Origin of the sequence: Dethiosulfovibrio peptidovorans, from assembly GCA_002748665.1 — a bacterium.
GTDB lineage: Bacteria > Synergistota > Synergistia > Synergistales > Dethiosulfovibrionaceae > Dethiosulfovibrio > Dethiosulfovibrio peptidovorans_A.
Genome location: PDTB01000030.1, coordinates 1 through 25,962 on the forward strand (window position 1 = coordinate 1; position 25,962 = coordinate 25,962).

The window sequence follows — 25,962 nt, forward strand, 5'->3', positions numbered from 1 at the left end:
ACACTACCACATTTTGATCTCTGGAGCCGGCAACCAGACTCGAACTGGTGACCTGCTGATTACAAATCAGCTGCTCTACCAACTGAGCTACGCCGGCCCGCAACAAAAAAGTATTATACAGGAAAACAGCGTCATGTCAACCATCGGAGTCCAGGATTGTGACAGGAGGAGAAGTACGAGTAAATATTGGGCACCTCTAAAAACCTACATCCGAATCTCCCAGCCTCAGCTTGTTCCGCCAGAGCCCTGTCTCGTCCAAACGACCTGAGGCGAGTTTCTGAGTTTTTAGAGGTACACTATATAATAGAGCAGGAGTCTGTTTCTCTTCAAATTGTAAAAATAGTAGAAATCCTTCTCTGACGAAAAAACACATGAAAAAACTTGACAACAACATGAACAACGAGGATAATTTGCTTTTATATATCGAAAATAGAGACGAGACGTTGTTGCCATCGGTGGTGAGGGCGAAGACGTTTCGCATTCGACCCTGGTCACCGAGGAGGAACGAATTTTTATGAATCACATTGCGACACGAACCGAGTTTGAAGCGTATGGCCTGAGGAAAGAGCTTCTGAACGCCTTGGCTGCTAAGGGATTTGATACCCCCATGCCTGTTCAGGAGCAGGTACTCTCCTCTCCTGATCGACAGGGGGATCTGATCGTCCAGGCCAGAACTGGGAGCGGAAAGACTCTGGGGTTCCTGCTTCCGCTTTTGAACGACCTTCCCCGCGAGACGACGACCCCCCAGATCCTGGTCCTCTCCCCTACCCGGGAGTTGGCCCAGCAGATCGCCGGAGAAGCTCAATGGCTTGGACGATACATGGGACTATCGACCGCATCCTTGGTCGGAGGAATGAATATGGAACGCCAAATCACCGATCTTCGTCGAGGAGCAGCTCTCGTCGTAGGGACGCCTGGTAGGACCCTCGACCACATTCGGAGAAGAACTCTGAGGACCGATGCAATCCACTCTATCGTCCTGGACGAAGGAGACACCATGCTGGATATGGGGTTTCGGGACGAGATAGAAGCCATCCTGGAGGCCATCCCATCAGAGCGAAGAATCTGGCTTTTCTCGGCCACCATGCCTAGCGAGGTGGCATCTCTGACTAAGCGCTACCTCACCGATCCAAGCTGGATAACCCTCTGCCACGACGAGGACCAGCACGAGGATATCACACATCGGGTCTACCTGGTCCCATCGGGCAAACGACTTGAGGGCCTCGTCAACGTCCTGCTCTGGGAGAATCCCGAGATGGGCCTGATCTTCTGTCACACGAAAGCCGGCACAGTGGAGACCATGGAGCGTCTCCAGGCAGAAGGCTTTGCAGCATCCGCCCTCCACGGCGACATGAGCCAACTCGAACGCAACAGCGTGATGAACGCCTTTCGTCAGGGACGTATCCCATTCCTGGTAGCCACAAATGTCGCAGCCAGGGGACTGGATGTCCAGGGAGTCTCCCACGTTATCCAGATCGGTCTACCGGATAACCTGGAGACCTTCGTCCATCGGAGCGGTCGAACTGGACGGGCCGGTCAGGAGGGACAGAACATCCTGGTACTCACCCCGAGAGAACGGGGCCGATTCAAGGCCATGCTCCGGGCATCGTCCATGGACCTGAACTGGGTCAACGTACCAGATATGGCCGAGATCGCCAAGGTCCAGAGAGGGCTTCAAGAAAGCGCCTTAGTGGACGGACCAGAACCTACGACCGATTCTTTGGCGTGGGCCAACGAGTTGTTGGATATGCTCCCCGCTCAAGACCTGGTGGCCCGCCTCTTGGGAAGTTACGTCAAGGGACTGCCCAACGGCTACGACCTTCGTAAAACACTCCAGGACGAGATCGAAAACCGGCGATCCTTCCGAAACTCCAGAGACAGGGACCGTCGCCCCAGAAGAAGCGATAATCCAAGAGGACGGTCCTCCTTTAGAGGACGAGCCAGATCCATCAAGCTCTCTAAAGGACGTATGGACGAGGATTGGTCCGTAGGGCGGATTTTGGCAACCCTGTGCCAGGCTCTGAACGTGGATCGAAGCGAAGTGGGCAATATCCGCATGAGAGACAGCCACACCGAGGTCGAGCTCGGCCCCTTGGCGTCGGACCGAATCAACGGTGACGGTGCCGTTCGACTAACCCAATGGGGGCTTCTGGATGGTCAGGACCATCGTTCCACCTCACCTTCTCGCCGTCACCGGGATCGATAGTGCCTGAAAGTTCCACCCACCCTAAAAAATGTCAAAAGAGCCCGAGGCATAGACCTCTAGCAGATCGTTGACAAATCCGCTCCGATGTTTATGCCCGAGATAAACATCGGAGCGGATTGTTTATTGCTCGCTCCAGTATAACGATGAGCTAAATCACTCTACACCTGTGTAACTTACTTTCCTACAAGAAGATATGCCAACAAAACAACTCTGTTTATTTTAAATAAATTTATTTAAAATAATAAATTACATCAAATTACAATTGTAAAATATCAATAGATCTTGTTGACAATCGTCAAAATAACATTATACTCAACAGAGTGATATCTCTAAAAAACACCTCTTTTCCGAGAAGGATCCCCCACCTACCCAGAACAGGGAAATAAAAAAGATGCTCAGACAACGAGAGATCTCAGGAAGACACCGATGTCAGGTGACAAGAAAAAACGGCAAAAGCGTCTTCGGAATACAAGAACCACATAGAGCTCAACTCTCAGGATAAGAGTATCCGTACATACAGAGTACCCGATACAGCAACCTATCCAATGGGACTTCATCTATGAAAGCAGACAATCTGATACTTCAAACCATCGAGAAAAACAGAGCCTGCATCGTCGGAAACCTCATCTATAACGTTGATCGGTTCTCGTTTCTGATGATGAACTCAGGTGTTACATAATCTCATACTAAAATGATGAAAAGAATCATCCTGATCAGAAAAACAATATTTAAATGTTAAAACAAAAGGATGACTGAGAATGTCAAGATTTTTAATTAAAAGATTGCTAACCATGATACCTGTGATTATCGGCGTAACTTTTATTGTGTTCTTTATTCTTAACCTATCTCCTGGAGACCCTGCAGCAATCATTCTGGGTGAGCAGGCAACAGAGGAAGCCCTGCAGATGAAGCGTGAGGAACTGCACCTGAACGATCCGCTTCTGAAGCGCTACGGGCGTTATATGTGGGATATGCTCCACGGCGACCTTGGCGTTTCATATAAGAACAGTATAAGCGTCTGGGATCAGGTCATCAGCAGATTCCCCAACACGGGCATCCTGGCAGTGACAGGGATTTCAGTCGCGCTGCTGATCGGCGTGCCCATCGGCATCATCTCGGCAAAAAAGCAATATTCGCTTATCGACAACGTGTCCATGGTCTTCGCTCTGATCGGCGTTGCCATGCCGAACTTCTGGTTCGGGCTCCTGGCGGTCATCGTTTTTTCTCTTACCTTAGGATGGCTTCCGTCTCAGGGAATGGGCGAGGGATTTATACCCCTTCTAAAGAGTCTTATTCTGCCCTCATTAACCTTGGGGACAGGATGCGCAGCAACTGTGACGAGAATGACGCGTTCCTCTATGCTTGAGGTTATCAGACAGGATTATATCAACACGGCGAGAGCAAAGGGGTTAAGCGAAAAGACAGTAACCTACCGCCATATGCTCAGGAACGCATTAATTCCCATCATCACTGCGACAGGCTTGCAGTTCGGCACCCTCTTAGGAGGCGCGATGCTGACAGAGACTATTTTCTCCTGGCCTGGTCTCGGACGGCTGATGGTCGATGCCATCAAGTCAAAGGATATTCCTCTTGTTTTGGGATCTATTATATTCATGGCAACGACATTCTCCATTGTCAACCTTATCGTTGATATTATTTATGCCTTCGTCGATCCACGTATCAAATCCCAATACAAGGGGAAGTAGGTGGGGTTTTATGAGAGAGAGAAAAAAAGGAAAAAAAGAACTTGAAAATGACTATTCACCTGTTGTAACGACGTCAGAGGAGCGTTCGTTGTGGCAGGAGGCTTGGAGACGCTTCAAAAAAAACAAAATGGCTATGCTCGGGCTGTACTTTATCCTCTTCCTGGTCCTGACATCGATCGTGACCATAGTTGTTGACATTGCCACAGATAAGGCATTTTATAACCATCACGTCATCAAACAATCTTTGAGACTTCGTTTACAGAAACCCAGCCTGTCGCATCCGTTCGGACTTGACGAATTCGGTCGCGACATGCTGCTGAGGATGCTCTGGGGTACCAGGTACTCTCTTTTCATGGGAACGCTCGCCATCCTTTTCTCCAGCGTTGTTGGCGGAGCTTTGGGTGCCGTCGCCGGGTATTACGGTAAACGGCTCGACAACGTCCTTATGAGATTTATGGATATTCTGTTGGCAATCCCGTCAATGCTATTAGCTATTGCCATAGTCGCCGCTTTGGGAACAAGTCTGACCAATGTTCTTATCGCAATAGGGGTCGCCTATGTTCCTATTTTCGCCAGAACAGTCAGAGCATCCGTGCTGATGGTGAGGGAACAGGAGTTTATCGAGGCAGCACGCAGCATCGGTTGTAACGATTTCACTATCATCTTCCAGTACATCGTACCTAATTCTCTCGCTCCCACAATCGTTCAGATCACGTTAGGCATTGCCGGTGCGATTCTTTCCATAGCGGGACTTTCTTTCCTTGGTCTGGGAATTCAGCCTCCCACACCGGAGTGGGGTGCGATGCTCTCCAACGCAAGGACGTATATCAGAGACGCGTGGCATATTACGATTATTCCCGGAATGGGCATCATGTTTACTATCCTCGCTCTCAACTTGATGGGCGACGGATTGCGCGATGCACTCGATCCCAGGCTGAAAAATTAACGGGTATCATGAGGAAGGCGGGAAAAACGTGTCAGAGAAGCTGCTGGAAGTAAAAAATTTACACATACATTACATAACAGATGACGGCCTTGTAAAAGCGTTAAACGGAGTCTCTATCGAAGTCGAAGAGGGCAGAACGCTCGGTCTCGTGGGCGAGACGGGCGCAGGAAAAACGACCCTTGCCAGAGGCATCCTGCGTCTGGTCCCTAACCCACCAGGTAAAATTATCAACGGTGAAGTGCTCTTCGAGGGGCGTGATCTTCTCAAGATCTCCAGGGAGGAGATGATGGAGGCACGAGGAAGGGATATCTCGATGATCTTCCAGGATCCTATGACCTCCCTCAATCCAGTGCTGACCGTCGGTGATCAGATTCTCGAGGTTATCGAGACTCACCATCATGAGATGACGCACGAAGAGACGGTCAAAAAGGCCAAGGACATGCTGGAGATGGTGGGAATCAGCAAACAACGATACGCAGACTATCCCCACCAGTTCTCCGGAGGCATGAAGCAGAGGGTCGTCATCGCCATTGCCCTGTCCTGCAAGCCGAAACTACTGATCGCAGACGAACCGACGACAGCTCTTGACGTGACAATTCAGGCGCAGATACTTGACATGATCAATCAACTCAAGAGAAAGGACAACACCTCGATGTTGCTGATCACGCACGATCTGGGCGTCGTCGCCCAGAACTGCGACGACGTGGCAATCATCTACGCCGGTGAGATCGTCGAGGTGGGACACATCAAAAACGTGTACAGGGATAAACTGCACCCTTACACTAACGGGCTGTTTGGCTCCGTTCCCTCGCTGACCTCAAACGAAAAACGGCTTCAGGCCATTGACGGCATGATACCGGATCCTACCAGTCTGCCCAGTGGCTGCAAGTTCGGTGAAAGATGCCCATATGTTATGGAACGCTGTAAACTCAACCTTCCAGAGTTAGTTGAATATAAATCCGGACACAGAGTGCGCTGTTTCAAATATTATGACAGGGGGAAATGAATATTGGCAAAGACGAATGAGATCTTACGAGTCGAACATCTCAAGAAATACTTTGACACCCCTGCCGGCACGCTTCATGCGGTAGACGATATCTCTTTCACCCTGAACGAGGGAAAGACTCTGGGCGTCGTGGGCGAGTCAGGTTGTGGCAAATCAACCATGGGACGAGCCATTCTGAGGCTGCATGAACCTACCTCAGGGAAGCTTTATTTCGAAGGCGAGAATATCCTCACCTACGATAAAAAAAAACTCAAGGCCCTCAGAAAAAACATGCAGATTATCTTCCAGGACCCTTTCGCCTCGCTTAATCCCAGGATGACCGTCGCGGAGGCCATCGCTGCCCCTCTGATCGTGCAGAATCTGTACAGCCGCAGGGACAAGGTCGGACTTCACAAGAAGGTCACCGAGTTTATGGATCTCGTCGGTCTGGCTCCCCGGCTCATCAACACCTATCCGCACGAGCTCGACGGTGGCAGAAGGCAGAGAATCGGCATCGCCAGAGCTCTGGCCCTTAGTCCTAAGTTCATCATATGTGACGAACCGGTCTCCGCACTGGACGTCTCCATTCAGGCTCAGATCCTCAATCTGATGCAGGACCTGCAGGATCAACTAGGCTTGACGTACATATTCATCACTCACGACCTTTCCGTGGTGAAGTTTTTCTCCGACGATATAATCGTCATGTATCTGGGACAGATGGTGGAAAAAGCGCCTTCCAGCCTGCTCTTTAAAAACCCGCGCCATCCTTACACCAGGGCACTTCTTTCGGCTATTCCCGTGCCCGATCCCGATTTGCCCATGCAGCGTATTACCCTCTCAGGAGAGATTACTTCGCCCATAAACCCAGTGCCGGGCTGTCGTTTTGCCAAGCGCTGTCCTTACGTCTGTGACAAGTGTACCGCCCAGGATATGAAGCTGGTTGAGATTGAAAAAGACCACTTTATCAGCTGCGTTATGGCTCAGGGTTCTCCATATTTAAATTAAAAGCTGAATAGCTTTTAATTTTTAACAACGGACCTCTTCGAGGTCCGAATTCAACGAAGTCGAAGGGAGACAGAAGAGATGAAGAGTTTCAGCAAGAGTTTTTGGTGTACTGTCCTTGCATCGCTGCTCACCATATCTATCGCAGCCTGCGGCTGTGCGGTGGGGAAGGAGTACAAGGACACAATTGTCTGGGGACAGGGTGCGGATGTAACATCGCTTGATCCGCATCAGGGGAAGGAAACCCCCGCTGTAACAGTTACCTGTCAGATTTTCGACACTTTGACGGCTGTCGATTCCGCGACCGGTAAAGTACAACCTCAAATCGCCAAAAGCTGGGAACAAGTCGACGAAGTCACCTATATTTTCCATTTGAGGGACGACGTCAAATTCCACGACGGCAGCGCCTTAAAGGCCTCGGACGTCAAATTCTCGCTCGACAGAGCGATCGCCTCCTCCTCCGTGTCGTATATTGTCGACTTCATCAAGGAGGTCAAGGTCAAAGACGACTACACGGTTGAAATCGTCCTTCACGCTCCATACGCTCCCACGTTGAGGAACCTCGCCGTGCCGTTCGCCGCGATCATTCCTCAGAAGGTTGTCGAAAAAGATGAGGAAGCCTTCAAACTTCATCCCGTAGGTTCCGGCCCCTACAAGTTTGTGGAGTGGAAACCAGGCGAGATGGTCAAGCTCACGGCCTTTGACGATTACATGGACGGTACACCTGCGACGCCCAATCTCATCATGAAGGTCGTCCCCGAAACGGCTCAGAGACTGATCGCCCTTGAGACCGGCGACCTGGATATCTCCTACGAGCTCGGCCCCAACGACGTCAAAAGAGCCCGCGAAAACGATGAGATCGTCGTCCTCGAGGCTCCCAGTCTTTCCTGCTGGTATATCTCCATGAACATGAACAAGAAGCCTTACGACAATCCCAAGGTCAGAGAGGCGATAAACTACGCAATTGACCGTAAACTTATCGTTGAGACCATCATGTCCGGCAACGGCCAGGCGGCTGACGCCATCATCGCTCCGGCGGTGTTCGGCTACCACCCTTCCGGCGTATACGAATACGATCCTGAAAAGGCTAAGGCTCTTCTGAAGGAAGCCGGCTATGAAAATGGTTTCAAGACCACCCTGTGGGTGAACGACAATCAATCCAGAATCGAAATCTGCCAGGCTGTTCAGGCCATGCTTCTGGACATCGGCATCGAATGCTCCGTCGAGGTGATGGAATTCGGTTCCTTCATCCAGAAGACCACTGCCGGAAAGCACGATATGGGATTCTTCGGCTGGACCACGTCATCCAGAGACGGCGACTACACCTACTATTCGCTTGAGCACTCCAGCAAGCAAGGCGCTTCAGGAAACCGCTCCTTTATCCATGACCCTGAAGTTGACAAACTTGTGGAGGCTGGCAGAACCATCTCCGATCCTGACAAGAGAAAAGACATCTACAAGGACCTTGCCATACTGTTGAGGAAGATCAACAACAATGCCCCTCTCTACTACTCCAGTATCAACGTTGGAGCACGTACAGGCATTGAAGGGTTCGTGATCGATCCCGTCGGGTATCACAACCTCGATACCGTAAGGATCCCTAAGTAATTCAACTGGTACTCCTTGAAACAAAGGGCCTGCAAGGGTAAAACGAAAAAATAAATGAGTATCCCGTAAAAAAAGTCCATAGCGATTGCCTCTTGTTCGGTAAACAGTAACGCGAATCCTGCAGGAGTGAATCGCTATGGATTTTTATTCCGCATTCAAAGGTCAATTGACCTTTGACATAGAACAAAGGAGTGATTGGAATGAGACTGGAGAACGTCACCTGGCCGCAGGCGGAGAGATATTTCAAGAAAAATGACATCGTGCTCATCACAGTCGGAAGCTGCGAGTGCCACGGCAGGCATATGCCCTTGGGCACGGACACATTGATTCCCAACAGGATTTTAGAGTTGATTGAAGAAAAAAGCGATGTGATGATCGCCCCCACAATACCCTACGGCGCGACGCAAGCGCTGGCGTGCTATCCCGGCACGATCGACATCGGCAATCAGCTGCTCTACGATCTCTTAAAGGCCGTCATGGATAACCTCTATCGCCAGGGCGTCCGGAAATTCGTAATTCTCAACGGCCATGGCGGCAACATCAAGCCTATTGAGAGTGCCGGCTTCGATTTCGAGAAAAAAGGCTGCCTTGTGGCACTGCTTAACTGGTGGCTTATGGCGTGGGACATGAACCCCGCATGGAAAGGCGGACACGGCGGTGGTGAGGAAACCGCCGCCATCATGGCAGTGAACCCCGATTTGATCGACAAAAGCGAGATCGGGGGGCCGTTGAAATTCATCGACCTCTCCGATGAGCTCGAGACCACCGGCTTCAGATCCGTCAAATACAAGGGCGTCAACATCGAGATCATGCGTTCCGTCGATCAGGTAACCTCCACGGGCGGCTGGATCGGCCCAGATCACCCCAATACTGCCACAGAGGAATGGGGGGTTGAAATGCTGCAAACCTGCGCCGACTACGTCGTCGACTTCATGGAAGAGTTCCGCAAACTCGATCTCGATCAAAAACGACCTCAATAGCTCATATACACAAAGAATACTACAAGACTGAAAAAAACATCGCCACAGGCGGAATTCCTCGCGCTGCGTGACTCAACTTTAAATAACGAAATAGGTGAAATATATGAATTACTCAAGCGGCTTGTTTCCACTGGAAGCGACGGTCGAGAAAGAGAATAAACTCTTCGAAAAGCTGTGCCCCAACGCCAATTGGGATTTTTTTCTGTCAGGAAGATGCGGCATCTATCATTGCCTTCTCGATATCGTAAAAAACGACAAGAAAAAGGTCGCCTACCTGCCTTTATATACCTGCGAGACGGTGGTGGCACCCTTCGTGAAAGCAGGATACTCGCTTCGTTTTTACCCCTTCGACAGAAATATGCGACCGCTCTTTTCTGAAGATATCCTGGACGAAATAAGCCTGATCTCCATCTGCGGCTACTACGGTTTCTCCAATTACGACAGGGACTTCGTGAGAAAATGCAAAACACGCGGCATTACTGTCATGGAGGATATAACCCATTCAGTGCTCTCCGCAGACGCTATCGATGAAAACTGCGACTACGCAGCCGGAAGCCTGCGTAAGTGGATGGGAGTCGCCTGCGGCGGCTTTGCGATGAAAAAAAACAGCAACTTCTCAAATACACCCATGAAGCCTCACGAACAACATTTACTGTTGAGATATGAAGCCATAGAACAGGACAGCGCCGATCTCTTCTGGGAAGGAGAGATGCTCTTGAGGCGTATTTTCGACGACTACGGCAGTGATGAGAAATCCGTGTATATCATGAAATACGCCGACATTCCAACCATCTGCCGCAAAAGACGCGAGAACTACCAGTGTCTTCTGGAGCATGTCAAAGAGAGTGAAAATATCAGGATCGTCTTTCCCGTCCTCGACGAGAAGACCGTTCCCAGCCACTTTACCGTCTACGCCAAAGAAAGAAAAAATGTCCAGGCCCATCTGGAAGCTCTGGACATCAAATGCAAAATTTTTTGGCCTCAGGGGCCCTACATCGATTTGACCGATCAGCAGGACACTGCATATCTCTACAGTCACGTCATGAGCCTGCCATGCGATCAGCACCGCTCCCTGGAGGACATGAGAACTATAGCTGAGGTATTGAATAGCTGTTCATAGAATTTTTGCTGGCCTCTTCACGCAAATTGACACGGTAGATCTTTTCACCCATGATTGCGTAGTGTGCGTCCAAACAGAGACATGAGTTCTCCAGACCGCCTTCCTTGAGGACGTTGAAAATGGCTTTATGAGCCTCGTAGTTGTTCTTGTGGCTGACAGCGTATTTATTGTCGCACGGTGCCTGAAAGACGTCGGCACCCAGTTTCTGCGCTCTCTTCACAGTCAGAAACATAGCTCCATTGAGAGGACTGAGCATTTGCCACATTTTTGTTAAAAGAGATATTCCCCCCATGTTCACAATCTGGTAGTGAAACATCTCATCTGCGGCGATAATGGCTGTGAGAGAGTTTTCCTCACATGCTTTTTTCATCCGTTCTAGAGCAATGTCCATCTTAAAGATCGCCTCGCCGCTGAAGTGCCCGCCGCAACGCTCCAGAGCGATCTTCTCAAGGCTGCCCCGTATAAAAAAAATCTCATAGGCGTCCTTGGGCGATAGAGTCCTGACGGAGCACCCCTTGTTCGTTTTGTAGTCGACAAGCCCCTCAAACATCAGTGTTTTCAGTGCATCACGCACCGGTCCCCGACTGACGTCCATCTCTTTGGCGACTTCAAGCTCCACTATTTTGTCATTGGGCTGCAACTCACCATTCAGAATTTTATTTCTGAGATAAACCTCAACTTTTTTCGAAAGAGTTATTTTGGAGCCCATACCATGCCCCTCCCTGGCGTTATTTTAAATACCTGTAAACACTGTACGTCCTCTGTCCTACCTGCGGTTTTTTCCATAAATAAGGAGAGGAAGAAGGGGCTTCTTTCCCCTGCAAATCCTTCTTCCTGCTGCTTTTACGAATTTCCTTCCATGACGGTTTAAAGAGAGACCACACCACAGTCTTCAGAAGAAACCCATTCCTTTTCAGATATATCATTATAACCAGTATTATACCGTTCTATCCTAAAGGGAGAAGGATACAAACAATACGTTGAGTTTGAAGACCAGTCTTCAGGCTCTTTTGACGTTTTTTTGACCCTTTCATTCTAGAATATCTCATGATCTTGAATCAACAGACTTCAAGAAGAGGGGAGCATGTAGGATGAACATACAACTGACCGTGAACGACCACTTCAGATCAGTGGAAATATCTCCAGCCGACCGACTCCTGGATCTCCTTCGAAATATGGGGCTTACCAGCGTCAAGGAGGGATGCTCTGAAGGGGAGTGCGGCGCATGCACCGTGATCATGGACGGTCGAGCTGTAACCTCCTGCACGGTCATGGCTTTTCAGGCTCAGGACTCAGAGATCATAACTTTAGAGGGGCTGGCACCGTCAGGAGAGCTGGACACGATCCAGCAGGCCTTTGTGGACAACGACGCCCTCCAATGTGGCTTCTGCAGCCCCGGTATGATCATGTCCATCAAGGCTCTTCTCATGGAGAAGTCCAACCCCACGGAAGAGCAAGCACGTCGGGCCATTGAGGGGAATATCTGCCGCTGTACAGGCTACGTCCCCATCGTCCAGGCCATCATGGACGCAGCAGAGAGGCTCCGCCATGCAGGCTGAGTCTCCCACGTCGATTGAGCAGCTCACAAAAATCCTATCGAATGCCGACGATGACACCAGACTCATCGCCGGTGGAACCGATCTGGTTCTGTACCTGAGGCAACACCCCGCGCTGAATTTTTATCTGGTGAATCTTATGGGGATCCCTGAGCTCTCAATAATGAAAGAGGAAGGGGATGTGCTGTCAATCGGTGCAACGACTCTCCACGCACAGCTTGAGCTATCTGAAATTGTGTACCATCACGCCAGAGCCTTATCATTGGCCGCTGCATCAGTGGGTTCACCACAGATACGCAACAGAGGCACCATCGGAGGGAACCTGGCTCATGCTTCGGGAGCGGCCGATACTGTCCCAGCTTTGTCCTGCCTTGAGGCAAGGGTCGTGATCGAGGACGTTCGAGGAAACACATCGCTCCACCCCGTTTGCGAATGTATCGCAGGACGAAATAAGACGATCCTTCGGCCGGATCAATACATACGATCGTTTCAAGTTCCTCTTCGGCCTCACGGCTACTCGGATTTTGCAAAGGTGGGGAGTCGTCGGGCCGTGACGATATCCAAAATCAACCTGGCCCTCAGTATTGACGATCCGAGAAATATATCCTCTCCGGTCAGATTGTACGTTGGTGCCATTGCCCCAAGCCCCACCCGCTCTCCTGAAGGAGAAAAAGAGATATCGGCCCTGCTCAGGGGATCGGGAAACAAACGAGACTTTCTGGACGCTCTCTCCGAAACGGTCGAGCGGACCATTCCTACACGATCTTCCATGAAATATAAGAGAACCGCAATCCGAGGTCTGGGCGACGATATATGGATTCGTCTCGAGGAGGTTTTGCTATGACCAGTACGTGCAGGAACGTCGAAACCGAACAACTCCCTACATTCCCGGTGAACTTCCCCTCCATGACCGATGAGTGCAAATACGTAGGGCACGATGTACAGAGAAACGACATCGTTGAGAAATGCACCGGACGTCTCCGATACCTGGCCGACCGGCCAGATGGGGGCGTCGTTCATGCGCGACATATCCTCAGCTCCGTTGCCAACGGCAGAGTCATATCGATAGATCCGACCGAAGCGTTGAAAGTCCCGGGCGTCATCAAGGTTTACACCCCAGCGGATGATCCCGGCGAGACATACAACAGCGCCATCTTCCTGCCCGACCAGGTTGACCTTCGAGACGAGCGCGTCTTTACAGACCGACCGATTTTTGTTGGAGATGTCATCGGCGCTGTGGTCGCTGAGACCGACCACGCTGCTCGAGTTGCAGCTTCTCTGGTGCAGATTCAGTATGAAACCTACGACCCCGTGATCGATATGGTAGCAGCTCTCGAGGCTCCGTCGTTCCGGGAAGGCTTCCCCCAGGTCCTTGAGGGCTGCATCTCTTATGGTGACGGACCACCCAAAAACGCAATTCACTTTGAAAGCACCGTGACCACTCCCAAGATCCACCACAGCGCCATGGAAAACCACATCTGTCAGGCTTCCCTAGAGTATGGAGATGTCCTACTGGTCGAATCTCCCTGTCAGATGATCTTCACGATTCGCTACGTCCTCTCCGAGCTGTTTCACAGACCGATCAACCGGATACGGGTAGTCAAGTCTCCTATGGGCGGGACATTTGGAGCGAAGCAGGAGGTCTTGCTTGAACCGGCCTGTGCCCTGATAGCAATGGACCTTGCCCGCCCAGTCCGCCTCTCCATGGATCGCAGAGAAACCATCATCGGTACCCGAACCAGAGCCGCCACACGAGGAACCGTCACCACGTTCGTCGACAAAGAGGGGAACTTCCTCCACCGGGATATACGATCCATCACGGACGCCGGCGCATATACCTCGGGGGGACACAGAGTCACTATGGCGATGGGGAAAAAAGCCTCTCGCCTCTATACTCTTCCGTCCCAAAAATTTGTCGGCAAGACAACGTTCACCAACACGACCCCCAACGGGGCCTGTCGAGGATATGGCTCTCCTCAGATCCACACGATAACCGAAATTCACATCGACCTTCTGGCGCGACACATTGGCATGGATCCGGTAGAAATTCGCATGAAGAATCTCGTTCACCCCGGCGACCCCGACCCGGCCGGAGGTACCCCCCTGGGCAATGCCCGAATACGGGACTGCCTGCGCCTTGGGGCTGAAGCCTTTCAATGGACCGAACGCCGTGACCTCTCACTGGTAACGGATCGATATCGACAAGGCGTCGGTCTGGCGTGCTGCACGCACGGTAACGGCTATTACGGGTCCCCCTTCCCCGATTTTCTCTCCATGGCGATGCGATTCTGTGAGGACGGGACGGTTCTTGTAAACGCAAGCCTTCACGAGCTGGGCAACGGTACGCTGACCGTCATAGGACAGATTGTCGGAGAGATACTGAGCATCGATCCCACGATGATTCACGTCACAGAAGGAGACACTCAGACAACACCTTTCGACGTGGGATGTGTCGCCAGCCGGGTGACATATGTCTGCGGCCCCTGCGCTCTCGACCTGGCTGAAAAACTGCGGGAGCGGTTCATCGGACAAATTTCCCGGGTACTCCAGGTCGAGCAACAATCTGTACAGATGAATGCTGGTCGAGTGATCGTTCCCGAGTTGGGTGAATGGGGATACGGAGAGATGGTCTGCAGGATCGCTAAAGAACTCAGAGAGGAGGTGGGTGAATACCATCAGTACGCTCCCAGGATGAACCCGGCATCCTACGGCGTGAACTTCGCCGAGGTGCAGGTGGACACCTTGACGGGGCTGATTCAGGTGACCGATTTTTTAGCGGTTCACGATGTGGGTAAGGCTATCAACCCAGCTATGGTCAGAGGACAGATCTACGGAGGCATTCAGATGGGCATAGGCATGGCCCTCACAGAGGAGCTTGTTTACGATAAACAGGGCCATCCCAAAAGCGACTCTCTCAGTCGATATCACATGATTAATGCCCCAGACATGCCTCCGATTCAGGTCATGCTCGTGGAAGAATACGAGCCTGGGGGGCCCTTCGGTGCCAAAAGTATCGGAGAGATCAGCACGGTTCCCACAGCAGCAGCTGTGGTTAACGCGGTCAACAGAGCCCTGGGAACATCCATGACGGATCTGCCTTTGACTCCAGAGCGAGTTCTTCAGGCCATCGAACATACGCGAAGAGAGGAATGAGGCTGATGATAAAGGTAGTTTTGGACGGCACAAACTTGACCCTCGATCTTCTTCGAAAAATTGCCTGTGAAGAAGTCGAAGTGGAGATTGCCCCCGACGGTCTTGAGCGGCTCAACGCCTCTCGCCAGCTTGTGAACGACCTTGTCGAAAGCGATGTTCCCGTCTACGGATTCAACACCGGTGTAGGCTGGAACAAGGATCGTCATATCGCCTCGGACTATTTCAAAGCATACAATGAAAATCTCGTCCATTCCCACACACTGGGCATGGACCCCGAGGCCTCCGAGGCCGAGGTCCGGGCAGCTATGACCATCCGACTGAACTGTCTGCTGAGCGGAAATACGGGCGTCCAAGCGGCAATCGCACACCGCTACGTCGACTTTCTAAACCATCGCATCCATCCGGTAGTACCCGAACGAGGATCCATAGGTGAAGCCGATATTACCGAACTCTCTCACATCGGTCTGGCCATGATCGGCGAGGGCGAGGTCATCTATCGTGGAGAGCGAATCTCCTCTAAGGAAGCTCACCAGAAAGCGGGACTCGATACGGTCATTCTGGGCCCGAAAGACGGCCTAGCCATCGTCAGCAGCAACGCCTTTGGAGCAGCTCAGGGAGCTCTTGTCCTGGCAGATCTCCTCGATCTCGTGGATCAGGCCGACCTGATCTACGCCGTTTCACTGGAGGGTTTGAACGGCAACGTCTCTCCTCTCAACGAAAAAACCAATGCCCTTCGCAGGATGCCTGGTCAGATCGTCAGCACAGGTAACGTACGACGCTTCCTTTCTGGCAGCTATATCGAGACACCTGACCCCCAACGCCCTGTACAGGATCCTTTGAGTTTCCGGGGCGGAGCCTACATACATGGTTCTCTGAGGGACGCCATGGAGTACGTGCTTCGTTATCTTCTCGTGCAGATGAATACATCAGACGACAACCCGTGTATCCTGCTGGATGAACGACGTATCATATCCTGCTCTAACTTCGAGGTCACCACCCTCGCCGTCGGATTTGAGATGTTGGCCATCATGCTCAGCCATGTATCGAAGGCCTCCTGCTATCGTTCCATCCGACTGAGTAACCCCGTTCTGACAAAACTTCCCAGATTCCTCACACCCGAGGAAACTCACGTACACGCCTTTGGCGCTCTGCAAAAGAGCTTCACCCTGCTTGACACCGAAATCCGCCATCTCTCAAACCCATCCACAGCGGATTTCTTCTCCCTTGCGGGAGGCATGGAGGACCACGCATCGAACCTTCCTCACGTGGCACAACGCCTTCGCAGGATCATCGACAACCTCAAATACATCCTGGGTATGGAGATGATCCACGGTGCCCAGGCCATAACCCTGCGCCGCCAGAAGAATCCTGATCTGCCTCTGGGGTGTGGGACAGAAGCGGCTTTCGATGAATTTCGCAAAAAGGTCTCCTGGTATGACCGGGATCGCAACCTCTCTACGGACATCCAGATGGCCTATGAGGTGGTGAGAAGTGGACAGATGTTGAAAGCGGCGCGACAGACACGACAACAGGTATCTGAAAAGGCGGGAGCATCCCAATAATATCAAAAAACGTTCTGCTTCTGACATAAATGGACAGGAGTGCAAAATCCAAACTCAGGGAGGTTATGGTTAACATGGGAAATCAACGGAACGAACAAGACGGAAACAATAAGATACCCAACACGGAGGGAAACGTAACAAAACGGATACGCTGGTCCGTCTTCCTGCCAGCCTACCTCGTCGTAGGCGGAGCCGCCCTGCTGGGACTCCTGAGCAAGGAGGCCCTCACCAAAGGAACCAACGCTTTCTTTTTCTGGTCACTGGACAGTTTCGGCTGGCTCTATCAGCTCTCGATCATGGCAGCAGTCGTCCTGGTCGCCATCGTATTCCTGTCAAAAATCGGGAGTATGCGCTTGGGTGGCAAAGACGCCAAACCGAAATACAGTTTCTGGACCTGGTTTGCCATGACCCTCACCGGCGGTGTAGCGACTGGCATCGTTACATGGGGGGTCAACGAACCTCTGATCTACTATGGAAACGTATGGGGTGAACTGAATCAATTGGGTATCGAGCCCAACACCCATAAGGCCGCCATCTTCGCCATGGCCCGCAGTTTTTACAACTGGACCTTCGTCCCCTACGCCATCTACGCACTGTGCGGTCTTCTCGTTGCCTATATCTACTACAACAAAAGGGACAAACTGAACGTGACGACAACCCTCAAACCGATCTTTGGAGAACGGGTCACCCGAGGCGCTTTCTCCTCCATCATCGACACCCTGTCCATGCTGGCCCTGGCTATCGGTCTGACCACCGGACTGACCATGTGCATTACACTCGTCATGGGAGGACTCAAAAGCGGATACGGCATCGAGGGAGACCTGGCTATCTTCATGGTAATCGGTATCTTTCTTATCGTCTCTTTCACCTTTTCCTCCTACATAGGTATGGACAGAGGCCTGAAGGCCCTCGGGAACCTGAACGCCTGGTTCTATTACGGTCTCTTGGCTCTTCTTCTCCTCACGGGCCCCCTGACGTACATCGTCAGGACCTCCACGGCCGGCTTGGCGCAGTGGCTGAATAACTTCTGGCTTTGGGGCCTGGATCCCATCGATATCGGAGGCGAAGCCCTGGTTCGATCCTGGACCCTCTTTGACTGGGCTTTCTGGGTCGGTTATGCCCCCGTTACGGGGATTTTCCTGGCCATGATCTCCTATGGCAGAACGGTCCGAGAGTACATGGTGGTCAACTGGATTCTTCCGTCCATATTCGGGCTGATCTGGTTCAGCATCTGGGGAGGCAGCGCGCTCCACATGCAGGCCACGGGGGGCGCTGATCTGATCGGGGCGATCAACAGCGGCGGAGCCATCATGGCCCTCTGGGAATTCCTCAAGCACCTGCCTTTCGGACTCGGAGCTATCGTGGTACCGGTCAACATCTTCGTGATCCTGATCTCCTTCATCACGAACGCCGACGCTACTTTGACTAACATCGGATCTATGTGTGTAAAAGACGTTCCAATCGGAACCGAGCCTCCTGCAAAATTAAAGGCATTGTGGGGTATCTCCGTGGGCATCGTGGCCATCATCATGGCGGCTTTCGGCAGAGGAACTCAAGGTGTGGACGGTGTCAAGGCCCTGGCTGCCGCCGCAGGTTTTGTGGTCCTTTTCATCTTCGCCCTGCAGATCCTCGCCTTTATCAAAACGTTCTTCATCGAGAAAATTGTGGAATAAACACGAACGCCCCGACCGCTAAACGGTCGGGGCGTTCGTCTATGCCATCTGCCGTCTGAAACCAATCTCTCTGACCTGGAATGAACAGCTCAGTACAACATAGTCAAAACGACGGACGCGAAAACCTCTCAAAAAGGTCATACTACAAAAGCAAGATGCAGGAGAGATATGAAAGAGAGGTACATATCATGCGATTCGGAGTTTTGCTGATCGTGGCGGGAGCTCTATGTCTCGGGATGTTCCCGATCAGGGGCACTCAGGCCGGAGAAACTGGGACACTCCCGTCGAACCCCAACAATGGCACCACCTTTGACGAGAAAAACATCAGAGAAGTTGTGCTGGCCGGTGGGTGTTTTTGGGGCGTCCAGGCCTTTATGGATCGAGTGCCAGGAGTCGTATCGACCAAGGTGGGGTACGCCAACGGGGTGACCGAGACACCTACCTATCAGGCGGTCTGTCGAGGCGATACGGGATACGCCGAGGCGGTCATGGTACGGTACGACATATCGAGACTACCCCTGCAAAAGCTTCTTGAGGCTTTTTTCGCCATCATCGATCCGACGACCATCAACCGTCAGGGTGGGGATTCCGGGTATCAGTACAGAACCGGAGTCTATCTGACTGGCCCCACGGCAGATCAGGATCGGTTCGTGAGCAAAATGGTCTTTGATAAGCAGGCCCAGAAATACACCAAGCCTTTGGCGGTAGAGCTCGAACCCCTGAAGAACTTTTACACCGCCGAGGAATACCACCAGAAATATCTCGAGAAAAACCCAGGAGGCTATTGCCATGTCGACTTCGGTCATCTCGACAACATCTCCACCAGCGACGAAAAGCGAACGTACGTACGCCCTCCTGGCGAGGAGCTGAAAAAGAGGCTCACCGATCTCCAATACAGGGTCACCCAGCAATCTGCCACCGAACCGGCTTTCTCCAGTCCCCTGAACCACAAGGATGAGCCAGGCATCTACGTGGACATCGTCACGGGAGAACCCCTATTCTCCTCCACAGCCAAGTTCGACTCCGGGTGCGGTTGGCCCGCCTTTTGGGAACCCATCGACGCCGGAGTACTCAAGAAATTGGTTGATACGAGCCTCGGCATGACTCGTATCGAGGTTCGAAGCACCGCCGGTGACAGCCACCTGGGGCACGTCTTTCCAGATGGCCCCCGGGATAAGGGAGGCCTACGATACTGCATCAACGGGGCCTCGTTGCGTTTTATCCCCCTGGCCGACCTCGAAAAAGAGGGATACGGCCGATACCTGCATCTTTTTAAATGAGCCTCCTCAACAGTTGAACCTTGTGGTCGATCTCCATATCCCTGTACAAGGCGAGAGAGTCCTCAAGGTACTCTCTCGCCGAACGGGACAGACCCATATCCCCCGCTCGCTCCACACCTGACTGGGCGGCGATAACCCCCTTGACCCACAAGTGAAGGGCCAGCCAAAATCTCTTATGAAGTGGCACACAGAGCCGATCTCCCTGCTCGAGCATCCAGCGACACCGATCTCTGTCGCCCTCCTGCCAGGCTCGAAGGGCTGAAAGGCTGAAGAGAATTGAGTTGCCCCGACGCCTTTCCAAAAAGGAATGGGCGGCTCTAAGATGGTGATCCATAACATCGCCCTCATTCAGATCAAGGGCAACGTGAGCTGCGTTGCTGCGAAAGAGACAGAGCCCTCGGAAAAACCCCTCAGCCTCACAGGCATCGATACACGCCTCGTATATGTTCAAGGCATCGGAAAGTCGACCGGTACGGTGAGCGATGTCTCCCAGATAGCTATTAGCTGCTATGATCTGCAGCGTGTAGGGTGCGTCCAAAGCCTCGATGGTCTCAAAACGCTCAATTGATGATCGAAGGAGCCGTTCGGCTAGATCGTATTCTCTGGCGAACATCCTGGACATGCCCAGAAATCGGAACGCCATGGCCTTGGCAGGTGCGTTACCACAGCGACCGGCTACGCCGCTCAGACGCTTGGCGTAAGCCGACAAAAATCGGCTATCCTCAATCTGAATTCCGTAGTAGCAGAGATGCTGAAGCGACTCAAGCGCCAACTCCCACTCCCCCATGGTCGTCGCCTGATCCAGAGCCGATCGGACCAATACCTTGCCAGGGTCGTACTCACCCCACCAGAGGCGGTACCCACCGCTCAGGGCCAGAAAGAGAACCTCCATACGGCGAAGCCGGTCAATATCGGAACAGGGACCGTTCTTCAGACTGCGTATAAGACTCTTCGCTCCGTTCAGAAGCTCAATAGTCTGTTCCATCGTCTCGAAAGAGGAGGAAGATCGCCGCAAAACGTCGTCGTTCAAAAGAGGAAAAAGCTCGTAGTTTAAGGTAATGTGACGTCTCAGCCGCATCAACGTATACTCAAGCTCATCCAGTGGCTCCCCGGCTCTGTGACAATGATGGATCACCCTGGAACAGGCCAGGTCGTTCCAGAATCGCCCAGCCAGGTCGGCTTTCAGAATCGTGGCTAAAGATCCGTGGATCAACTGACGTCGAGCGTGAGACATCCGCCGATACACGTACTCCTTCAATGTACCGTGACTGAAATCAAGGCATGATCTCCCACCGACGTTCCGCTCCAGGACGATGGACTGGGCTACAAGTTCCTCGACAAGGTCAACCAATCGCCGCATCGGGAGCTCAGACACCTGCTGAAGGATACCCAGATCGGCAGGGACGGAAAACGCCGAAAGCCACTCGATAAGCGACAGCCCGTCATCGGCCAGATCCATGAGATGCACCTCAAGAGCCTCGGAAAGACGCACAGGGATCTCGTCCACAGACCGTCCAGAAGCGAGAAGACGGATGGATTCCACGAGAAACAACGGAAGCCCCTCGGTCTGAGCATAGATGCGATCCAAAGCCTCAAGAGACGGGCTTCGGCCAAGCAGCGCAGCACGGCAAAATTCCCGGGTTTCTTCCCTGGAGAAACACTTCAGGTTCAAATCGAACAGGGATACGCTTCCGTTCTTTTCAACATCACGAAAAAATCTGACCGAAAACGGAGAGCCATAGCTTCGGGTCGTGAAGAAAAAATCGACGTTCGAGGGACTATGGAGCAACACGCCCTCCATCACCTTCCACGAGCCCTCGTCAAGCCATTGAAGATCCTCAATGACGAGGGATACCCGTCTTCCCGCCCCGAAGCGGTCCAACACCAGGGCAACCAATGCCCCAATCCTGGCCAGAGGGACATGCTGAGAGGCCATACACTGAATCTTCAGGGATGGGAAAACTTCTCCAAGAAGACACAAGACAGAGACAGGCAAATCCAGATCCTCCAGATCAACCTGCTGGGCAAGGCTTTCCATAATTCCATCCCAAGGTAGCAAAGGATGGGTTGCATCTCTCAAAGCACGACCAATGATCACCGGCCCCTCAAATCTCAGAGACTCGACAGCCTTGGCGACAAGCCTGCTCTTTCCTACCCCTGCCTCTCCAGAAACGTAGACACATCGAGGTCCGTCACAGTTCCTCTGTAAAAATATCCTGATCTGCTCCAATTCACGACCTCGACCGAAAAACGGGACCAAGGACGAGCCCCCATTATTCTGTCTTTTCTCAGGAGATGAGCACACATTCAACGAGATCGCAGCTCGATAGGTCTCCTGAGTTTCCTGGGACGGAGCAAGTCCCAACTCGTCATCGAGCTTCCGCTCTAAATACCTGTAGGATTCGACAATCCGACTCTTGAGTCCCAGAGCTGAGAGACAGAGAAATCGTCGTTGATAGAGTTCTTCGTTCAGATCGTCGAGGTCGATGACAAAATCGAGGACAGAGAGAGCGTTTCGATGATCTCCACACGCCATCAGAGATCGAACCCTCTGCCTCGTCCCCTCACGATAGCGTTGAGATACGTTTCGCCTCATCGATTCGAGCCACCGTTCGAATCGGGGACACTGAGGTAAAGAGACACTCTCCATAAAAGGCCGGGAAAGCTCCTTAAGCTCAAGATCGGAGACGGATTCCAACTCGTCCAGTTTTTTCAAATCCACATCCACATCGCCCAAGTCCAGATCGACCCAATGCCGATCAGCCAGCACAGCCCTATCTGGAAAAACACACCGAAGCTGGTACAAGGCGTTTCTCAAATTTCTAAAAGCCAGAGGCCCCGGACGATCTCCCCAGAACATATCCGCCAGAAGTTCTCTGGACGACCGTCCCTCCACAGTGAGGAAACAGGCCAAAACCATTACCTTTTGAAACGAGAAAAAGACCTCTCGACCATTCACAGAAAAACACGGTTTTCCCAGAAGCCTCACCTTCCACGACAATGCTCTCTCCTCCCTTATATATATTATATACGAGGGAAGCTCATTATCACGATATAACTTATTACAACACCGCGACGTAGAGATCACGAATCACATAAGCGCCGATGAGATGTAATTTTTGGATAAATCTAGAATCAACTTGACAATTCAGAGCGTACCTTGATAGAATTCATCACAGGTCCTGCATGATTATAGTTTTTTAAAAAACAACACATCTCTAAGGGGGGCAAACGAAATGAGGAATACGGTGGTTATCGACGGACATTCTCTTACCCTTCAGGACGTACTTAACGTAGCACGAGGGGGATACGCTATCGAGTTGAGCCCGTCCGCTATTGAGGTGGTACGTACCGCCTCGTCGCTCATACAGAAATGGGTGGACGAAAACCGGATCATCTATGGTGTGACCACAGGCTTCGGAGATCTATCCACGGTGAACGTGGACAGAGACAAATGTGTTCTGCTCCAAGAAAATCTTCTCCGGAGCCACGCCGTGGGTGTCGGTACTCCCCTGCTACCGGAGACCGTCCGAGCCATCATGCTCCTCCGAATCAACGGCCTCACAGCTGGCCATTCAGGTATAACGCTGGAGACTCTTACTCAGATGGTCAACTTTCTCAATCTGGACATCATACCTGTGGTTCCATCCCAGGGCTCCGTCGGTGCCAGTGGTGACCTCTGTCCCCTTTCTCACATCGCAGTCGCTATGCTCGGTGAAGGCGATGTCATCCACAAGGGCGTCCGAAAGTCGGCCATGGAAGCCATGTCCGAAGAAGGGCTGGGGCCTATTCACCTTCACCCCAAAGAAGGGCTTGCCCTGAACAACGGTACGGCAGCTTTAACTGGCCTGGGAGTCATGGCCTTCTGGGAGGCAGTTAATCTGATCAAAACCGCCGACATCGCTGGTGCCCTCTCTCTGGAGGCGCTCCACGGCGTTCCCTACGCATTCGACCAGCGAACCCACGCCCTCCGGCCCCATCAGGGGCAGCTGGACGTCGCCGCTAACATCCGCAACCTCATCGACGGCAGTGCCATCATCGAGGCATTCAAGCACGAACGGGTTCAGGATGCCTACTCCCTTCGGTGTATGCCAATGGTCCATGGTGCCACCAGAAACGCTCTCGCCTTCGTCAGAAGCTCCATCGAGCTGGAGATGAACTCCGTCACAGATAACCCTCTCATCTTTCCCGATTCGGAGGACGTCATCAGCGGGGGAAACTTCCACGGCCAGCCTATCGCCCTTCCGATGGACTTTTTCGGCATTGCAGTAGCAGAGCTGGGAAGCATCTCAGAACGCAGGGTGGCCCGTATGGTGGATAAAAACCTCTCTAACGGCCTTCCCCCCTTCCTCATCAGGGACAGCGGCGTTAACAGTGGATTCATGATATCTCAGTACACGGCTGCAGCCATCGTCTCTGAGAACAAAACGCTGGCCCACCCCGCCTCGGTGGACTCCATCCCCACCTCTGCCAACCAGGAAGACCACGTATCCATGGGATACTGGGCATCTCTGAAGGGAACCAGAATCCTGAGAAACGTTCAGAAGGTGCTGGGCATCGAGGTGCTGTGTGCCTGTCAGGGAATCGACTTCTCCAAACCGCTTCAACCCGGCAAGGGAACCAAAGCGGCCTACGATCGTATCCGTCAGGATATACCTTTCCTGGAAAAGGATATTTTCCTCCACCCTCTTATGGAACAGGCCATCCAGCTTGTGCGATCCGGTGAGATCGTCCGGGCCGTAGAGGAGAATCTCGGAGTTTTACTGTAACAACGAGACATCACGTCAATGAGCTGATACAATACAAAAAGAACCCTGAGAGGAAGGAGACTTACTTTCACGTGTGTGGAAGCAAGAAAAGGAGGAGAATATATGCTTTTACTTAATCCGGTAGTTCTATCAGTTACAACGATGATGGTTCTGTGCCTCCTCAACCTCAACGTCATCCTCGCTCTTATCGTCTCTGCCCTGGTTGCAGGCTTGACCGCCGGTATCCCTATCGGGCAAACCATGAGCGTGCTGATCGGCGGTATGGGGGGCAACTCGGAGACAGCTCTCAGCTACGTTCTTCTGGGGGCTTTGGCCGTGGCCATCAGCCAAACGGGCTTGGCCACACTGCTCAGCGTCAAGCTCTCCAGGGTCGTGGGGAGCAAGCGACATCTTCTGCTCCTTGTCATCGCCGGCGTGGGATGCTTTTCTCAGAACCTCATCCCGGTCCATATCGCCTACATCCCCATTCTCATCCCCCCCCTGTTGGCTCTGTTCAACAAGCTGAAACAGGACCGTCGGGCGGTGGCGTGTGCTCTGACCTTTAGTTTGAAGGCACCGTATATCGCCATTCCAGCCGGCTTTGGACTGATCTTCCACGGCATATTGGCCGATCAGATGACCGCCAACGGCATCGCCGTCACGAAAGGCGAGATCTGGCACTCCACCTGGATTCTGGGGGCCGGCATGATCATCGGCCTCTTACTGGCTATCTTTGTAAGCTATAACAAAGAGCGAACCTACGAGGACAAGCCGGTCGTCGGGCTGGATACCGTCGGAGAGGCACCGGAACACATGACCAGCACCCACTGGCTAACCCTCCTGTCGGTCATCGTGGCTTTCGTGGTTCAGCTCAAAACCAGCTCTCTGCCTCTGGGGGCGACCGCTGCTTTAGCCATCATGGTTCTCACAGGAGCGTTAAAATGGAAGAACCTGGATACATCGATGTCGGGTGGTATCGGCATCATGGGCATGATAGCCATCGTCATGCTCGTAGCTGCAGGGTATGGCTCGGTCATCAGAGAGACCAAGGCAGTGGATGTCCTCGTCGAAAGCGTCGTCGGCATGGTGGGCGGCAGTCAAACCTACGGCGCCCTGCTCATGCTCATGGTCGGTCTTCTGGTGACCATGGGTATCGGAACGTCCTTCGGGACCATCCCGGTCCTGGCAGCTATCTACTGTCCTCTGGCCATAAAACTGGGGTTTTCGCCAGCTGCCACGGTCTGTATTCTGGCGGCAGCTGCGGCCCTGGGTGACGCAGGTTCCCCGGCATCCGACTCGACACTGGGCCCCACATCGGGACTCAACGCTGACGGACAGCACAATCACATATGGGATACGTGCGTTCCCACCTTTTTGCACTATAACATCATTTTGATCGTCTTTGGTATGATCGGCGCTCTGGTGATGTTTTAAACA

18 protein-coding genes and 1 tRNA gene are annotated in these 25,962 nt (G+C 52.4%); 16 read left to right on the forward strand and 3 right to left on the reverse strand.

The window, feature by feature from the left end:
* Positions 1–21: 21 nt before the first annotated feature.
* Positions 22–97: transfer RNA gene (locus tag CSA35_08740), tRNA-Thr, on the reverse strand.
* Positions 98–514: 417 nt separating this feature from the next.
* Here CSA35_08740 and CSA35_08745 point away from each other — a divergent pair.
* From CSA35_08745 to CSA35_08780, 8 genes are all read left to right on the forward strand, one after another.
* Positions 515–2,206: a DEAD/DEAH box helicase gene (locus CSA35_08745; GenBank protein PIE53888.1), complete on the forward strand. Its 1,692-nt coding sequence runs from the start codon at positions 515–517 to the stop codon at positions 2,204–2,206.
* A 758-nt stretch (positions 2,207–2,964) separates the two neighbouring features.
* On the forward strand, positions 2,965–3,912 hold the full coding sequence (locus tag CSA35_08750; protein ID PIE53889.1) for a peptide ABC transporter permease: 948 nt from the start codon (positions 2,965–2,967) through the stop codon (positions 3,910–3,912).
* Positions 3,913–4,000: 88 nt separating this feature from the next.
* On the forward strand, positions 4,001–4,858 hold the full coding sequence (locus CSA35_08755) for a peptide ABC transporter permease (protein ID PIE53917.1): 858 nt from the start codon (positions 4,001–4,003) through the stop codon (positions 4,856–4,858).
* Positions 4,859–4,886: 28 nt separating this feature from the next.
* Positions 4,887–5,864, forward strand: a complete 978-nt coding sequence (locus tag CSA35_08760) for a dipeptide/oligopeptide/nickel ABC transporter ATP-binding protein (GenBank protein ID PIE53890.1) — start codon at positions 4,887–4,889, stop codon at positions 5,862–5,864.
* Positions 5,865–5,867: 3 nt separating this feature from the next.
* Positions 5,868–6,848, forward strand: coding sequence for a peptide ABC transporter ATP-binding protein (locus tag CSA35_08765; protein ID PIE53891.1), 981 nt, complete (start codon positions 5,868–5,870; stop codon positions 6,846–6,848).
* Positions 6,849–6,926: 78 nt separating this feature from the next.
* A complete protein-coding gene (locus CSA35_08770) occupies positions 6,927–8,453 on the forward strand; it encodes a peptide-binding protein (protein ID PIE53892.1) in 1,527 nt (508 codons plus the stop codon).
* A gap of 200 nt (positions 8,454–8,653) precedes the next feature.
* A complete protein-coding gene (locus CSA35_08775; protein ID PIE53893.1) occupies positions 8,654–9,433 on the forward strand; it encodes a creatininase in 780 nt (259 codons plus the stop codon).
* A 103-nt stretch (positions 9,434–9,536) separates the two neighbouring features.
* On the forward strand, positions 9,537–10,553 hold the full coding sequence (locus CSA35_08780; GenBank protein ID PIE53894.1) for a DegT/DnrJ/EryC1/StrS aminotransferase: 1,017 nt from the start codon (positions 9,537–9,539) through the stop codon (positions 10,551–10,553).
* Here CSA35_08780 and CSA35_08785 read toward each other — a convergent pair.
* A complete protein-coding gene (locus CSA35_08785; GenBank protein ID PIE53895.1) occupies positions 10,522–11,262 on the reverse strand; it encodes a GntR family transcriptional regulator in 741 nt (246 codons plus the stop codon). The genes CSA35_08780 and CSA35_08785 overlap by 32 nt on opposite strands.
* 382 nt (positions 11,263–11,644) lie before the next feature.
* On the opposite strand from CSA35_08785, the gene CSA35_08790 reads away from it, so the two are divergent.
* The 6 genes from CSA35_08790 to CSA35_08815 all read left to right on the forward strand — a co-directional run bounded on the left by CSA35_08790 (position 11,645) and on the right by CSA35_08815 (position 19,777).
* Positions 11,645–12,112, forward strand: a complete 468-nt coding sequence (locus tag CSA35_08790; GenBank protein PIE53896.1) for a (2Fe-2S)-binding protein — start codon at positions 11,645–11,647, stop codon at positions 12,110–12,112.
* Entirely contained in the window at positions 12,102–12,953 is an 852-nt protein-coding gene (locus tag CSA35_08795) for a hypothetical protein (GenBank protein PIE53897.1), read from the forward strand. The genes CSA35_08790 and CSA35_08795 overlap by 11 nt, the downstream gene beginning before the upstream one ends.
* A gap of 62 nt (positions 12,954–13,015) precedes the next feature.
* Entirely contained in the window at positions 13,016–15,262 is a 2,247-nt protein-coding gene (locus CSA35_08800) for an aldehyde oxidase (GenBank protein ID PIE53918.1), read from the forward strand.
* 5 nt (positions 15,263–15,267) lie between these two features.
* A complete protein-coding gene (locus tag CSA35_08805; protein ID PIE53898.1) occupies positions 15,268–16,824 on the forward strand; it encodes a phenylalanine ammonia-lyase in 1,557 nt (518 codons plus the stop codon).
* A gap of 74 nt (positions 16,825–16,898) precedes the next feature.
* Entirely contained in the window at positions 16,899–18,497 is a 1,599-nt protein-coding gene (locus CSA35_08810; GenBank protein PIE53899.1) for a BCCT transporter, read from the forward strand.
* 236 nt (positions 18,498–18,733) lie between these two features.
* Positions 18,734–19,777: a peptide methionine sulfoxide reductase gene (locus tag CSA35_08815; protein ID PIE53919.1), complete on the forward strand. Its 1,044-nt coding sequence runs from the start codon at positions 18,734–18,736 to the stop codon at positions 19,775–19,777.
* Here the strand turns inward: CSA35_08815 and CSA35_08820 are convergent.
* Positions 19,770–22,778: a hypothetical protein gene (locus CSA35_08820; protein PIE53900.1), complete on the reverse strand. Its 3,009-nt coding sequence runs from the start codon at positions 22,776–22,778 to the stop codon at positions 19,770–19,772. The two genes, CSA35_08815 and CSA35_08820, sit on opposite strands and share 8 nt — an antisense overlap.
* Positions 22,779–23,013: 235 nt before the next feature.
* On the opposite strand from CSA35_08820, the gene hutH reads away from it, so the two are divergent.
* Positions 23,014–24,546, forward strand: a complete 1,533-nt coding sequence (gene hutH, locus CSA35_08825; protein PIE53901.1) for a histidine ammonia-lyase — start codon at positions 23,014–23,016, stop codon at positions 24,544–24,546.
* A gap of 102 nt (positions 24,547–24,648) precedes the next feature.
* Positions 24,649–25,959, forward strand: a complete 1,311-nt coding sequence (locus CSA35_08830) for a sodium:proton antiporter (GenBank protein PIE53902.1) — start codon at positions 24,649–24,651, stop codon at positions 25,957–25,959.
* The last annotated feature ends 3 nt before the right edge of the window (positions 25,960–25,962 follow it).

Excerpts from the sequence above, each read along its gene's own strand:
- CSA35_08770 (PIE53892.1), top strand. The coding sequence starts at position 6,927 with ATGAAGAGTTTCAGCAAGAGTTTTTGGTGTACTGTCCTTGCATCGCTG.
- CSA35_08815 (PIE53919.1), top strand. The coding sequence starts at position 18,734 with ATGTTCCCGATCAGGGGCACTCAGGCCGGAGAAACTGGGACACTCCCG.
- CSA35_08785 (PIE53895.1), bottom strand. The coding sequence starts at position 11,262 with ATGGGCTCCAAAATAACTCTTTCGAAAAAAGTTGAGGTTTATCTCAGA.
- CSA35_08780 (PIE53894.1), top strand. The coding sequence starts at position 9,537 with ATGAATTACTCAAGCGGCTTGTTTCCACTGGAAGCGACGGTCGAGAAA.
- CSA35_08830 (PIE53902.1), top strand. The coding sequence starts at position 24,649 with ATGCTTTTACTTAATCCGGTAGTTCTATCAGTTACAACGATGATGGTT.
- CSA35_08810 (PIE53899.1), top strand. The coding sequence starts at position 16,899 with ATGGGAAATCAACGGAACGAACAAGACGGAAACAATAAGATACCCAAC.
- CSA35_08745 (PIE53888.1), top strand. The coding sequence starts at position 515 with ATGAATCACATTGCGACACGAACCGAGTTTGAAGCGTATGGCCTGAGG.
- CSA35_08800 (PIE53918.1), top strand. The coding sequence starts at position 13,016 with ATGACCGATGAGTGCAAATACGTAGGGCACGATGTACAGAGAAACGAC.
- hutH (PIE53901.1), top strand. The coding sequence starts at position 23,014 with ATGAGGAATACGGTGGTTATCGACGGACATTCTCTTACCCTTCAGGAC.
- CSA35_08790 (PIE53896.1), top strand. The coding sequence starts at position 11,645 with ATGAACATACAACTGACCGTGAACGACCACTTCAGATCAGTGGAAATA.
- CSA35_08775 (PIE53893.1), top strand. The coding sequence starts at position 8,654 with ATGAGACTGGAGAACGTCACCTGGCCGCAGGCGGAGAGATATTTCAAG.
- CSA35_08750 (PIE53889.1), top strand. The coding sequence starts at position 2,965 with ATGTCAAGATTTTTAATTAAAAGATTGCTAACCATGATACCTGTGATT.
- CSA35_08795 (PIE53897.1), top strand. The coding sequence starts at position 12,102 with ATGCAGGCTGAGTCTCCCACGTCGATTGAGCAGCTCACAAAAATCCTA.
- CSA35_08805 (PIE53898.1), top strand. The coding sequence starts at position 15,268 with ATGATAAAGGTAGTTTTGGACGGCACAAACTTGACCCTCGATCTTCTT.